Origin of the sequence: Arthrobacter agilis (genome assembly GCF_030816075.1) — a bacterium.
Lineage (GTDB): Bacteria > Actinomycetota > Actinomycetes > Actinomycetales > Micrococcaceae > Arthrobacter_D > Arthrobacter_D agilis_E.
Map to the genome: position 1 here is coordinate 1,937,483 of NZ_JAUSXO010000001.1, position 13,520 is coordinate 1,951,002.

The following is a 13,520-nucleotide window of genomic DNA, read 5'->3' on the forward strand; positions in this document are numbered from 1 at the left end:
CCCGTGGCTGAAGTCGGAAATGCAACAATCCCGGTCTTTCCGACGTTCAAGGGCTTCCGCTCCGCAGTCACCTCCGAGGTCGATGGGGCGGGCAAGGAATCGGCCAGCAGGTTCGGCCGGATCTTCTCGTCCGCCTCATCGTCCGCGGGCCAGTCGTCGGGACGGGCGTTCTCGTCCGCGTTCACGACTGGCGCCGGGAACGTCGGCGCCGATTCCGCGAAGAAGCTGCAGGCTTCAGTGGCGAGTGCGTCCAAGGCGCTGTCCACGGCCCGCCTGCAGGAGCAGGACGCCGCAGGCAAGGTCCGTGTCGCTGAGGCGGCCCTCGCGGACGTACGGGCCAAGGGGGAGGCCGGTTCGGCACGCCTGGTGGCCGCTGAGGAGCGCCTCGAGGGCGCGAAACGGAAGCTCACCACCGCGCAGGACAAGACGAAGGCATCCTCGGAGACCCTGCAGGCTTCACAAAAGCAGCTCGCGGACGCGACCGAAGAGGTTGGGACGTCGTCCGAGATCGCTTCGAGCCGCTTCGCCCGCGGCTGGGACGGGCTCAAGGGGAAGCTGAACATCTCCAAGGCCGTCAAAGACGAGGCCGACGACGCTGTCCGCGTCTCGGACTCGGGTGGCCGGGAGTCCGGTAGCGCCTTCGTGTCCGGCATCAAGAAGGCCATGGGAGCCCTCGCCGCAGTGTTCGCGGTCGACCAGGCGGTCAGCTTCTTCAAGTCCAGCATCACCAGTGCCGCCGAGCTCGAGCAGTCGGTCGGTGCTGTCAGCGCGATCTTCAAGGACAGCTCGGGCCAGATCAACGCGTGGGCCTCGAGCGCCGCGACCGACGTCGGGCTGACGAAGAACGAGTACAACGAGCTCGGGACGCTCATCGGTGCGCAGCTGAAAAACGGCGGCACCGCCATGGAGGAGCTCGCCCCCAAGACGAATGACCTCATCGGGCTTGGCGCGGATCTCGCGTCGATGTTCGGTGGGACGACGTCGGACGCTGTCGGCGCCCTGTCGTCGGCCCTCAAGGGTGAGCGGGACCCGATCGAGAAGTACGGGGTGTCGCTGTCACAGGCGAAGATCGACGCGGAGGCGGCTGCCCTCGGCTTCGAGAAGGTCGATGGTGCGCTGTCCGCTGAAGCCCAGCAGGCGGCGACCCTGTCTCTGGTGATGAAGCAGACTGCGGACGCTCATGGGAACTTCGCGAAGGAGTCCAACACCCTCGCCGGCCAGCAGCAGCGCCTCAACTCGCTGTGGGGCAACGCGAAAGCCTCGCTCGGCACAGCATTCCTCCCAGCCATCACGGCGGTCACCACGGCCCTCGTGAATGGCTTCCCGAAGGCTGAGGCGGCCGTCAAGGGGACCGTGGAGCGGATAGGTCTCGGCTTCACTGGTCTTCGCGACCTCTTCGGGAAGGGCGACTTCACCGGAGCCTTCCGAGAGGCCTTCGGCGTCGAGGAAGACTCCCCCGTCGTCGGCGCCCTGTTCCGGATCCGCGAAGCGTTCATCACCTCGGTCAACTTCGTCAAGACCATCATCGGCGGCTTCAAGATGCCGGCGGACGTCGCAGCGAGCTACGGCGCAAACCTGAACCCCATCCTGGCGTTCGGGCAGACACTCCGAGGTGCCTTCGATGGGGTCATCGGGGCGGCGAAGGACTTCTGGGCCGGGCTGAGTAACCCGACCGGGTTCAGTGGCGGCGGGCCTTTCGAGGCCATTGGCACCACCATCCGGACCGTGATCGACACGATCATCACCGCTTTCCAAACCCTCGGGCCGCAGGTGCTGGGTCTCCTGCCGATGCTGTCCCCATTCGGGCTGGTATTCCAAGCACTCCTGCCGGTCCTCCCACAGATCGCCGGCATGATCCAGGCACTGGCCGCTCAGATCGGGCCCGTGCTCGGGGCCACTCTCGCGCAGGTCACACCGTTGTTCTCGCAGCTCGTCGGGATCCTCTCCGGCGTGCTCGTGGCCCTCCTGCCCACCATCGGGACCCTTATCGGGATGGTAGGGCAGGCGTTCACCACGCTCGTCCCGGTGATCCTCGGCGTCGTCACGGCGGTCATCCCGCTGATTACGACGCTGGTGGGGCAGCTCGCGCCGATCCTGATCAACCTCGTGACGGCGATCCTGCCGCCTGTGGTGTCCATCTTCGGGGCGCTCATCGGCGCCATCGCGCCCCTGATCACCCAGATCGCGGGCACGCTGATCCCGATCATCCAGGCGCTCCTGCCAGTCGTCGTGACCGTGTTTCAGGTCATCGCGACGGTGATCATGGCAGCGATGCAGATCATCCAGGGCATCATCCAGGTCGTCACCGGCCTCATCACCGGGAACTGGTCGCAGGTGTGGGACGGCATCAAGAACATCGTCCAGGGTGTCTTCAACACTGTGGTCGCGATCATCACCGGGGCCCTCGCGATCGTCGGGTCCATCGTGCGGGCGGGCCTCACGGCGGTGAAGGGCGTCTGGGATTCGATCTGGAACGGCATCGTGTCGTTCGTGCAGTCCATCCCGGGGCGCGTGCAGGCCGGCATCGCTGGTCTTGGCGCCATTGGGCGGATCGTCGGCGGTTACGTCGAGGATGCCCGGTCCGCTGCGGTCGGCAAGTTCACGGACCTCGTCTCGTTCGTCATGGGCGTGCCGGGGAAGATCACCGGCGCGCTCGGGAACCTCGGTGGCCTCCTCATCAACTCGGGACGGTCGCTGATGCAGGGCTTCCTCGACGGCATCACCGGGATGATCGGGAACATCACCAGCGCGGTCGGGAACGCCATGGACCGCGTCCGCGAGTTCTTCCCGTTCTCCCCGGCCAAGCGTGGCCCGTTCTCTGGTCGCGGGTACACCACGTACTCCGGCAAGGCACTGGTCAACGACTTCGCTGACGCGATCGAAGGCCAGGCCGGGAGGGTACAGCAGGCGGCCGCACGGGTCACCGGCGCGGCCTCCCTCTCGGGCACCTCCTCGGTCGCAGGTGGGGGTTCCGCCGGCGGGGCTGGGGCAGCGGGTGTGCAGGTGAACTTCAACGGGCCGGTCTACGGCAACCCGGAGCACATCGTGGACGAGTTCAAAACCGAAGTCCGCCGCGGCGTGACACTCAACGACCTGAGAAGGGTGGCACGAGTCGGATGATCAACCTCGCCTACGCCGCACCATACGTACCGGTCATCCCAGCCCTCCTGAAGCGCTGGCGCGGAGTGCGCCATACGTGGACGGGCTGGGATGGCTCGGTGTGGGAGATCTCCGACCCGACCACCGGTGTCGCCCTGGCAGCGGAGGGCCTCGAGGGGCTTGGGATGCCGGAGCTCGTGAACTACACGCACGACTCCCCGGTCGTGCACGGCGTCGAGTGGGACGGCTGGCTCGCCACAGGCCGCAAGGTCTACTGGAACATCATCATCTACACCGGCACGGCGACCGATGACATCCCGTCGACGGATGCGTGGGTGGAACGGCACCGGGCGTTCTGGAAGACGCTCCGTCCGGGTAAGACGGGCGTGTGGACGGTCGAGATTCCCTCGAGGGGCGAGAAGTTCTCGCTCACCCTCCGCCTGGGCAGCCCGGACAGCTACGTCTACGACCGGGACCCGGGCAGGCGCGGGTGGATGGCCTACGGCATTCCACTCCTGCCTGAGCAGCCGTTCTGGGAGGACGAGCCGGTCATTAAGGTGTGGGAGACCGGTGAGCAGGTCGACTTCTTCGGGCCCACCGGGTATGGGCCGGACTTCTTCATCAGCCCTTCCTCGAACCTCGCGTCGGCTGTCGTCACGAACAGGGGCGACGTCGAGTCGTACGCGAAGTGGACGGTCTTCGGGCCCACGAAGACCGTCGAGGTCGGCGTCGCCGGCGTCGTGACACCCATCGACTTCCCCATCCCCGAAGGATCGAAGCTGATCCTCAACTCCGACCCCCTCGACCTCATCGCCGAACTCGACGGAGACGACGTCATGGACCAGCTGCCCGACTTCGGGCCGCCGCCCATCCCTCCGGGTGAGGACGTGAAGCTGAGCCTCGCCATGGACGGCACCGGCAAGGTGCAGGTCGAGTTCACACCGCTGCGCCTGATGGGGGTCTGATGTTCCAGTTCGCGATCTTCGACAGGAACTACCAGTGGCGGGCGCCGCTGGGGAGCGTGACCTCGCTGAAGGCCACGATCCGGCACAACGCGATCAGCGAGGCTACGTTTTCGATTCCGGCGAACCACAAGCGGGCCGGCATGCTGATCGAGCCGGGCACACGGCTGCGAATTCGGTACCGGGGCGAGCACCTCATCTCCGGGCCCGTGCGCCTGGCCAGTGGGAGCAGCGAGCCTCCGAGGACGCTTGAGTTCAGCGTCCAGTCGGACTTCCGTCTGTTGTCGAACTTCCTCGGCTGGCCAGCGCCCATGAAGGCGATCACCCAGCAGGGCGACGACGGCGCGTACTGGACAATGCGAGACAACGCCGAGTCCGTGGTGAAGGCCGCGGCACGGCAGAACATCCTTCACCGGTCCGAATACCCACTGACGGTCGCCCCGGACCAGTCCCGAGGCGGCTTGGTGGACGTGTCCCTGCGGATGCACCCTCTGTTCGACCGGCTGTTTCCCGCGGTCGACGCCGCCGGGATCGGGGTGTCCGTGGAGATGATCCCCGGCGGGCTGCTGTTGGACTGCTACGTGCCGAAGGTGCGGGTCACGAAGCTGACTGAGCAGTCGAGGGTGGTCAGGAAGTGGCAGTTCTCCCGGGCCGCACCGGAAGCTACCCGCGGCGTAATCGGCGCGCAGGGATCCGGGGACCTCCGCGAGTTCATCCCCTTCGCCTCCGCCGCCCGCGAGGCTGAATGGGGCGACGTCATCGAGGTCTTCCAAGACGCCCGGGACACGGCTGACTCGGTCACCCACGCGATGCGCGGGCAGGAAGCACTGAACGAGACAGCGCCCGTAGCAACGCTGACCGTGGACCTGGCGGAGTCAAACAACTTCCGGATCTTCGGGCCGAAGGGCGTGAAGCCGGGAGACATCGTCACCGCCGTCGTGGGCCCCGGCATCGAGGTCACCGACGTCGTGCGGGAAGTCAGCCTCGACTGGTCACGATCGAACGGCCTGTCCCTTTCAGCGGTCATCGGGCCGAAGGACGACCCCATGGAGCAACTCATGAAAGCCATCACGACCCTCGCCAGAGGCGTCACCGATCTGAGAGTAGGCACGTAATGGCAGGAGCACCTGAAAGCTACGGCTACCCGGGGTCGGTGAACTCGGCGATCCTCGCCGACTGGCTGACCCGCGTGTCCGGCGCCCGATTCAGCGTCGGTGGCGAGGAGGACTGGAAGGTCACCGTGCAGCCCGGGCTGGACCGCGGGATCCGCATCAACGGGGGCATCGGCGTCGGCGACGGTGTCATGGACGACTTCCCCGACTACGACACGCGATCCCTGCCCCTGGTTGCATCGGGGTCGCAGTGGTTCCTGCTCGCAGCCCGCCGCAACTGGTCAACGCCGGCATCCACGAATTTCGTGATCATCCCTGGCACCGCGGAGAAGAAGATCCCCGCGCACGAGAACGCGCCGGGACAGATTAGTGATCAGGAAATCGCACTGGTCCGAATCCAGGCCGGGAACACGGTCGTGCAGGACATCGTGGATCTCCGGGCGTGGGCCGGGAACGGTGGCGTTGAGGCGGCTGAGGTGTTGGGTCGTGACCAGCTGCAGCGCGAAGGCGCCCGGGTGAAAATCGGGTCGAACCTCCACTGCTACGAGTACGACGCCGCGAACGGGGGGTCGTTCGCATGGAAGGTGTACCCGCTGCAGGCCCAGCCCCTGCAGGCGAAGCTCATTCCCGTGGATGGGACATCGAATGCGAACGCGGAGGTCGACACGTTCTTCCCCGCGTTCCCCAACGCTGTCACCGCGGTCCTGTTCACCGATCAGACGTTCGGCGGTGGGGCGTCCAAGGACTACCGCAAGGTCGAGCTCGTGAACGGGCGGGTCCGGTGGCGCCTCTACAGGGGCGATACCGGGGCCAAGGACCCGAACGCTGGCTTCACCGTCGACGTCGTCGTCCTGGGCTACTAAGAGGCGTGGCCCGTCGTGCGCTAACACGACGGGCCACTCACCCGCACGAACACAACGAATCGAGAAAACGATATGCCCGCACGGGTACCGGAGACATTACACGAGACCTTGGAGGCCCATGTGGCTCCCCATAAGACACGGCGGACAGCCCGCGCCCTGAAACGGCTGACCCCCGTCCACTGGGCTTACATCCACTTCAAGTTCGCCCTCGGCGTCGTGTGGCCCACGGTCCTGTGGCTGCTCACCCCAACCGCAGTGAACGACGCCCTGCAGCGCACCATCGTCACCACCATGGCGGGCGCGACCATCCTTGGCGGGATCATGAGCATCACCGGCCTGATCATGACCGCACAACGCGGCCGGGTCCGCACGATCGGGGTGAGTATCGAACTCGCCGGCATCGCCCTGCTGTCCTCGGGTCCCCTGTCTTACTTCTTCACTCAGGCGTACCTCGCACTCAGCAACTATGAGCGTGCCGCCCTCGCCGTGTTCGCATACGCGATGCTCGCCGCCCTAATCTGCCGGTTCGTGATGCTCCTCCCCTGGTTCATCCGGGAGGCGCAGGCCGAGGGGAAGGACGTCTAAGTGGACTTCATCCAAGGCCTCGCCGGCGGCGGGCTCGCGGCGACCGTGATCGGCGCCCTCGGCGTCCTGATCAAGCTCGTGCTGGACAAAAAGATGCGTACCCCGGCTGATCAGCAGTCGGAGACCATGAACGTCTTCACGATCCTGTCCAAGACGATCGAGGACAACCGCACTGACCGCGCCGCCCTTGAGGGCACGATCCGGGATCTTCGCTCCTACGCGGAGAAAGCGGACACGGACGCCCGGCAGGACCAGGAGCTCATCCGGTCGCTGCACATGCGTATCGGGGAGCTCGAGGACATCATCCGCACCAAGGACCGTCGCATTGACGAGCTGGAGCGGGAGCTCGCGAAGCACGCGCAGAAGCTCGGCAATGAAATCCACGACAGCTACGGGCAGACCGTCATCTAGGAGACCCCATGAGCGTATTCGTCCGGCACCCGGTCGACGTCCCATCCATCAGCAACGGCTTCGGCGACGTGGGATGGCGCATCCACTACGGCATCGACTACACGCCACCCACGCCCGGGCAGCAGGGCGTAATCGTCTACGCACCCGCGGACATGTTCATCGTCTGGGCGCGGGGCGAGGGCTTCGCCGCTAACAACCCGTGGGAGCAGTTGCCCAACAACGGGGACAACGGAAACAGCATCATCGCCGCCCACCCCGCCCCGAATCAGGCTGTCTACTCGATGTACTGCCACCTGGCTGAGATCTGGGTCAAAGAAGGCCAGTTCGTCAAAGCGGGCACCCCGATTGGGGTCATGGGGTGGACCGGCTACATCCTCCCGAAGAACCAGAACGGAACGCACCTGCACTGGGAAGTCTTCATCGACTACGCAGACGGCGCCTATCCGGAGGGCACGTTCTATGGGCGGGTCGACCCGCTCGACTATTTCGCGATCGAGACGGTCGTCCCCATCGCACCCGGCGGCGAGGGCGCCAGTTCGGTCGGCACACCAGAGCCACTCCTCATCGAGGGCATTGAAGGCATCTACGCATAGAAGGGCTCCACCATGGCAGATCACCCGAACCTCACCATGCTCAAGCAAATCTGGGGCGGCCTCTTCGGAGACAACCAGACCAAGCTGTTCACCCGGGTCGGCGAGGTCGCCGGCCCTGTCATCGCCCCGTTCGTCCTGAACGCTCAGGTGTCCCGCCGGTCGGATGGTAAGCCGACTACGTGGGCCACGGAACTGTCGTGGCTGTCGGTGAACTTCGCGCAGCTGCGCGCCGAGCAGCAGGCCACCCGCGAGGTGATCCTCGCCGCCCTCGCCAATCAGACCGGCGGCGTCGACGTCGCCGACCTCGTCGCCCAGGTCGAGGCGGCCACCACCCGGGCATTCGAGAAGAACCTCAAGGGCATCACCGCCGACGTCACCCTCACCGTCGCCAAGGAGTCCTGATGTTCACGACAGAGTTCTGGCGCGGCGCCGCCGAGCGTGCCCTGAAGTCCGGCGCTCAGTTCGCCCTCCTCACCCTCGGGGTGGGTGTCGTCGCCGGCGGGGTGGATGGTGAGACGGCGGAGGTGATCAACGCGTTCACGATCAACTTCGCGACCCTGGGTGGCGCGTTCCTCGGCGGCTGCCTCGTGTCCGTCCTGACCTCACTCGCGATCCCGGGCCCTGTCCCTGACGGCACGGGCCGGCGCCGCAACGTCTAACCCCGCCCCTGCTCCAACGGCCCCTGATGGGGCCTTCTCCACTTAAGCGTCCCATCAGGAAGGCCCACTCATGGCTGAGTTCGACCAGATCTTCGCGAACGACCCGAACAACCCGCAGAACGTCGCCGAGAACGGCGTCATCAGCATCTACGCCCCGGGCACCCGCACCCTCCTCGCCCTGAAGACGGTGACGGGCGGACCGCTGTCCAACCCGCTGCAGCTCAACTCCCGCGGCTTCGGGCCCGCGTTCATCGCTGACGGGTACACGCTCGTGGCGTGGGAGGCGGTCGCCCCGGGTGAGGTGTTCCAGGGGACGTTCAAGTCCTACACGGGAGTGCTGCAGGAGGCTGTTGCGGCGAAGACGGCGGCGCAGGGCGCTCTCGGGCAGCTCGAAGTGGCAGTGCCCGAGCGTGTTTCCGCTGAGGTCGCGGAGGTCGTCGCAAGCGGTGTCCTCAAGGGCGAGCCCGGCAAGGACGGGGCGAACGTCGCCACGACCAGGGCGGCTGTCGCAGGGGAACTGCAGGATCCCACCAGCCCGTCCCGCGCTGTACTAAGTGCCACAATTGCCAATGCGACCGTTGGCAGCAAGGGGCGCCGCGCACCTCTCGCGAAGTTCAAGCAGCGCGCCGCCAACAGTAGGACGCAGGCGGTCGCCATCGTTTTTGACGGATCCTCCACGACAGCAGGAGGCAATGCAACCACCCCTGCTCGACGGTATGTGAACAGGCTTACTGCGATCATCCAGGGCGAATACCCCAGCGGCGCTGGCGCCGAGTCAACGCCAGTGATCCTCGACGACTCGTTCACCGCCCCGATCAACACCCCGGGCATCCACGCCTACAACGCTGGCATCCCCGGAGCGAGGACCGACGTGTACGTCTCGCCGATCCGGGCGACGCAGATTGGCCTCATAAAGCCCGCGCTCGTCATCCACATGCCCACGTCGAACGACTGGACAGCTGGCTACGACCCCGCAACATCCAAGGCGAACATCCTCGATGCAATAGCGCGCATGGATGCCGCAGGGGCATCCGATGCTGTCCACCTTCTAATCAACCAGTTCCAGCGCTTCGACTACTTCGGGCCGCGGCTCTGGCAGGACTACGGCGCGATCATGAAGGAAATTGCCGACAGCAACCCAGAGCGGTTCTGGTACATCGACTTGAACCCGACCTACCTGGCACTCGACGTGCCGGGGGCGGACCCGCTCGATGTGATCGACATCGACCGGACGCACCAGAACGACAAGGGCCACGAGCTCATGGCTGACCTCCTGCGGGCCGAGTTCGAGATCCCGGCGCAGATCAGTGTTGGGACCGCCCTTGTGTCCACGGTCGACGTTCTTACCCGGACGGCCCCTGTTGCCGGCGTTCGTGACTCGTTCGATAGGGCGGACGCCGCGAACCTTGGCACCGCCGACAGCGGCCAACCATGGGGCGCCGGAGGTTTCGCCATCGTCGCGGGGAAAGCTGTACCCGTCACGGGCGGCAATACGTTCCTCACCTGGGCGCAGAAAGACTTCGATCTCCGTGTGAACCTCACATGGGCTGCGGGTACGGCGCCGGGCGTCTTGTTCCGCAGCTTTGACGGCGGCAACAGGATGGGAGCCTTCGTCGATAGCGGCGGGGTGTTCCTCGCGATCACGAAGAGCGCAGCCAGCACCAACGTGCTGGGGCTTCGCTTCGCCCCCGTCGCGGGAACAACGTACGCACTCAGGGTTGTGGCGCGGGGGAACCAGTTGAACGCCTACCTCGATGGCCGGCTGGCTCTCGCCCACACGCTTACTGTGGACGACCTGGCGTACTTCACGGCCGGCACCCAATATGGTTTCCGTTGCGCGGCGGCTTCCTCGGCTGTTGCGTTCGACGCTTTGACTGCGCGGGTCATCTAATACGTTGGACTGCGCGGGCGTTGGCCCCCACCCTTTACGGGGTGGGGGCCTTCTCTTCGTTTGTCTGTGTCCGCCGCTTCTGGCCTGATTCTGGGAGGGCGAACAGCCAGCTCGTTACCGGGCGTCGTGATAGGAATACGCCAACGTACCCGGCGCCTACGGCTGTGAGTAGTAGGGCCGGGGCGGTGATTTGCCACCACGTCACGCCAAGGCGCCCCAAGAGCGCGGAGGCCGTCATGATGACGAGGAAATGGGTTACGTAGAAGACCAGTGACCCTGCCCCTATGCACTGCAGGAAGATGGGCTGGATACGGAGGGCTAGCCGGTACATGACGAGGAAGCCCGCGATGGGGACGACTACGAAGATCGGGGAGAAGCTGACCGCCACTCCTGCGACGGACAGGGCAGCCCCCGCGCCGCCGATCAGAATGGACACTAGGAGGACCCATGGGTTCTTCGCGGCGGCGTCGAACTTGGTGCGGTTGTTGGCGATGATCTGCCCGAGGAAGAAGAACCCGATGAGGTAGGTGAATCGTTCGGCGTTGGTCAGCGGGCCGACGAAGGCCCAGTCAACGGCGAAGGATGACAGCCACCCTAGTAGTCCGATCAAGGGGTGGAACCTGGATGGCACGAGTAGGGCGATGAGGTAGTAGACGAAGAGGATCGCCAGGTACCAGAGGTAGGTGGGCGGGTCGTAGAGGATGAGCGCATAGTCCGTCAGGTCCAGCCCGCCGCCGTAGAGCCCGACCGCTGAAACGACGATCACGGACCACAGCAGATAGGGCCAGAGCACTTTGCCGGCTTTCCCTGACAGGAACTCGGCGGGCGACTTCGCGAGCGAGCGAGGCAGCAGCATGCCGGAGAGGATCATGAGCGCTGGCATGCGGAACGGGTCTAGAAAGTCATCGAGGGAGAGTAGGGCGCGGGGAACGTCTGAGATTGTGGCCGCTTGCCCGATGCCGTGGTGGTAGACAACGAGGAGGATGGCTAACCCGCGCAGGGCGTCCATCCACTGTTCGTGTTCTTTGCGTGGTTTAGCGGCGGCTGACTCGTGTGCTGTTGAGATAAGGCCCCAGCCCCTTGCCTGATGTCGTGCCTGCGGGCATCGTGCCCGGTGTTGCTTAGAGCGCTTCGGCTTGCGCGTCTGCGTCTTGTTCCTGGCATCCCAGCGAGCAGTAGAAGTAGCTTCCTTCTGGTCGGATGGGGGCGCCAGCTTCACCGCAGCGCCGGCACACGTCTGGTTGTTCACCAACCCGGCTCCACCATGCGCGGATGTGGTCGATCGGCGCGAGCTTCCCCATCAGCATGCGTGTCATCCTATCCGTTGCCCCTGGCCTTTCGGGCGTGGGGCGTGTCCGTGTTTGGCGGTGTTGCTTAGGTGAGTTGCAGGGCGGCGATCGCGAGGAACAAGGTTCCTGCGCCAAGGAGCGCTGCTCCCAGGATTGTGAGCCGCCTGCTCGTGTTGGTGTTCCGCCAGACCCGTCGCATGTGTGCAATTTGTCTCCCCATGCGCTGAAGCTTACGGCGTTCGTGTGTCTGCGGCGTTTCGCGTGGCTGGTGCTCTCCACATGCTGGCTCGACTCCGCCATAGATCCGGCTTAGTGCAGTGCCGCCCCCACCCTTCATCGGGTGGGGGCGTTCTGTCGTTGGCGGGCGCTACGGTCGCAGGCATGGAAGAACGCAAGCCCCGCCCAGGGTGGCACGGGATCCCGCCCTCACGGGACAGGTTCGTACCGCCCATCAGCCTCCCCGAGCCCACGGAGGGCGTCACCAGGACCACGGAGAAGGCGCCACCCATCTGGTGCGAGCTCATCTACCCCGATGGTCAGACGCAGACGGTCAAGGGCTTCGCGATGGCGTGGACGAACAGCCTCGTCCTCTGCCAGTGGGTGGAGTACTCGATGGCTCGCGAGGCTTGGGTGGACGCTGGGGTGGTGAAGCGCCGGCAGGTCGAGGATCCGCGGCCGCATCGGGACGGTTGACCCCAGTTCGTCCCACTAGGATCAGGTCATGGCCGATCAACCCCGTTTCATGACCCTGCCCGATGTCGCCGCGGAGCTCGCAGTCAGTCAGTCGCAGATGTACGCGCTCGTGAAGTCCGGCGACCTGCCGGCCATCCAGGTGGGTGGGCGAGGGCAGTGGCGTGTGGAGCGGGTGAAGCTCGAGGAGTACATCGCTCGCATGTACGAGCAGGCCGAGAAGCAGCGCGGGAAGCTGGCGCCGGAGGACGTCGCCGGCGAGTAGCCCCGGCAGGCTCTGGCTCTGAGTTAAGTCTAAGTTTTTTCCCGAACGGGACAGTCATAGAATGAACGACTCTAAGCGGAATTGAGGGCCGAGACACCCTAATCCGCGCGTTCTAGGGGCAGAATCGGGCACTAACCGTTCACTCACTGATCTGTCAAAGGACTCTGGTTCTCCTTCAATGGGTTCCGGGTTCAAGTCCCGGGGGGTGCACGTCGAATCCCCGTTCGCCAGGTCTCGCCGCCTGGAGGACGGGGATTCGTTCATTTCCCGGCCCGGCCGGAAGCTCTCCGGGTTCGACCCGGCTCGGGCCTACGATGGACCCGTGAACGAAATCCTGTCCTTCGCCGGCAGCTACTGGTGGCTCGTCTTCCCGCTGTCGGGCGTCTTCGCGATCTGGGGCAGGTCATGGTCGGAGGCCACCGAGCGGCGGCACCGGCGCAAGGTGGAGATGTACCGCCTGAAGCACCCGGGAGCCCTGCACGGGGCACACGCCCGGCCGGACGCCGCCCCCGAGCAGCCCCAGAACCGCGAACGGGATGTCCGGCACGTCGAGCGCATGCATGACGAGGTCGACCGGAAGTGGCTGTCCTACGAGCTCGACGCCGCGAAACTCATCGACTACCCCACCATGACGGATGTGCGGGAGCCGCTCACCGTCGCCTTCCTCCGCGCCAAGCGCGTGGCCGACTCCCTGCGTCCCGAGGACCCCGCCGAGATGTCCGCCGAGGATCTCGCGGAGTACCGCTCGGCCGTCACCTCGTACGACGTCGCGTTCCAGGTGGCCGAGACCGAGGCCCGGCGCGTGCGGGCGAGCGGCTTCACCCCCGAGGAACGGCAGCGGCTGGAGACGGCCAGGAAGCTCGTCACGGTGGCGATCGACGACGCCGCGACGGCCGCAGAACGCCAGACCGCGTACCGGCGGGCGCGCCGGGAGCTCGACGGGCTGATCGTCCTGCCGGACGCGACGATCACCGATCTCGAGGAGAGGATCGCGGGCGCGATCGACCAGCGCCGGCCCTGATCTTCCCAGCCCGCGGTCCCTGGGCGATAATCGCACCTGTCATCACGGAGGCGTGGCCCAGGTCACCCGGCAGGAAGCGG

Annotated in this window: 14 protein-coding genes; 13 read left to right on the forward strand and 1 reads right to left on the reverse strand. The window is 65.7% G+C overall.

Annotated features, from left to right (window positions below):
• Positions 1-3: 3 nt before the first annotated feature.
• The 10 genes from QFZ50_RS09040 (at position 4) to QFZ50_RS09085 (ending at position 10,175) form a co-directional block, all read left to right on the forward strand.
• Complete coding sequence (locus tag QFZ50_RS09040; protein WP_307083514.1) at positions 4-3,120, forward strand: hypothetical protein; 3,117 nt, start codon at positions 4-6, stop codon at positions 3,118-3,120.
• On the forward strand, positions 3,117-4,064 hold the full coding sequence (locus tag QFZ50_RS09045) for a hypothetical protein (RefSeq protein WP_307083515.1): 948 nt from the start codon (positions 3,117-3,119) through the stop codon (positions 4,062-4,064). Before QFZ50_RS09040 ends, QFZ50_RS09045 begins: the two co-directional genes overlap by 4 nt.
• Positions 4,064-5,176: a Gp37-like protein gene (locus QFZ50_RS09050; protein WP_307083517.1), complete on the forward strand. Its 1,113-nt coding sequence runs from the start codon at positions 4,064-4,066 to the stop codon at positions 5,174-5,176. Before QFZ50_RS09045 ends, QFZ50_RS09050 begins: the two co-directional genes overlap by 1 nt.
• Positions 5,176-6,036 carry a hypothetical protein gene (locus QFZ50_RS09055; protein ID WP_307083519.1) on the forward strand — a complete coding sequence of 287 codons (861 nt, stop codon included), beginning with the start codon at positions 5,176-5,178 and terminating at the stop codon, positions 6,034-6,036. Before QFZ50_RS09050 ends, QFZ50_RS09055 begins: the two co-directional genes overlap by 1 nt.
• A 120-nt stretch (positions 6,037-6,156) precedes the next feature.
• Positions 6,157-6,621 (forward strand): hypothetical protein, encoded by a 465-nt coding sequence (locus QFZ50_RS09060; protein WP_307083520.1) that lies wholly within the window; start codon positions 6,157-6,159, stop codon positions 6,619-6,621.
• On the forward strand, positions 6,622-7,032 hold the full coding sequence (locus QFZ50_RS09065; RefSeq protein WP_307083522.1) for a hypothetical protein: 411 nt from the start codon (positions 6,622-6,624) through the stop codon (positions 7,030-7,032). It begins immediately after the preceding gene.
• Between the two features lie 8 nt (positions 7,033-7,040).
• Positions 7,041-7,625, forward strand: coding sequence for a M23 family metallopeptidase (locus QFZ50_RS09070; RefSeq protein WP_307083526.1), 585 nt, complete (start codon positions 7,041-7,043; stop codon positions 7,623-7,625).
• A gap of 12 nt (positions 7,626-7,637) precedes the next feature.
• Positions 7,638-8,027 carry a hypothetical protein gene (locus QFZ50_RS09075; protein ID WP_307083528.1) on the forward strand — a complete coding sequence of 130 codons (390 nt, stop codon included), beginning with the start codon at positions 7,638-7,640 and terminating at the stop codon, positions 8,025-8,027.
• Positions 8,027-8,284 (forward strand): hypothetical protein, encoded by a 258-nt coding sequence (locus QFZ50_RS09080; protein WP_307083530.1) that lies wholly within the window; start codon positions 8,027-8,029, stop codon positions 8,282-8,284. Before QFZ50_RS09075 ends, QFZ50_RS09080 begins: the two co-directional genes overlap by 1 nt.
• Positions 8,285-8,354: 70 nt before the next feature.
• Positions 8,355-10,175, forward strand: coding sequence for a GDSL-type esterase/lipase family protein (locus QFZ50_RS09085; protein ID WP_307083532.1), 1,821 nt, complete (start codon positions 8,355-8,357; stop codon positions 10,173-10,175).
• 34 nt (positions 10,176-10,209) lie between these two features.
• On the opposite strand, the gene QFZ50_RS09090 is transcribed toward QFZ50_RS09085, so the two are convergent.
• Complete coding sequence (locus QFZ50_RS09090) at positions 10,210-11,184, reverse strand: acyltransferase family protein (protein WP_307083534.1); 975 nt, start codon at positions 11,182-11,184, stop codon at positions 10,210-10,212.
• A gap of 661 nt (positions 11,185-11,845) precedes the next feature.
• On the opposite strand from QFZ50_RS09090, the gene QFZ50_RS09095 reads away from it, so the two are divergent.
• The 3 genes from QFZ50_RS09095 (at position 11,846) to QFZ50_RS09105 (ending at position 13,440) form a co-directional block, all read left to right on the forward strand.
• Positions 11,846-12,157, forward strand: a complete 312-nt coding sequence (locus QFZ50_RS09095) for a hypothetical protein (RefSeq protein WP_307083536.1) — start codon at positions 11,846-11,848, stop codon at positions 12,155-12,157.
• A 28-nt stretch (positions 12,158-12,185) separates the two neighbouring features.
• The gene (locus QFZ50_RS09100) at positions 12,186-12,419 is read left to right on the forward strand and encodes a helix-turn-helix transcriptional regulator (protein ID WP_307083538.1); all 234 of its coding nucleotides are present in this window, start codon (positions 12,186-12,188) and stop codon (positions 12,417-12,419) included.
• A 322-nt stretch (positions 12,420-12,741) separates the two neighbouring features.
• Positions 12,742-13,440: a hypothetical protein gene (locus tag QFZ50_RS09105; protein WP_307083540.1), complete on the forward strand. Its 699-nt coding sequence runs from the start codon at positions 12,742-12,744 to the stop codon at positions 13,438-13,440.
• Positions 13,441-13,520 lie beyond the last annotated feature (80 nt).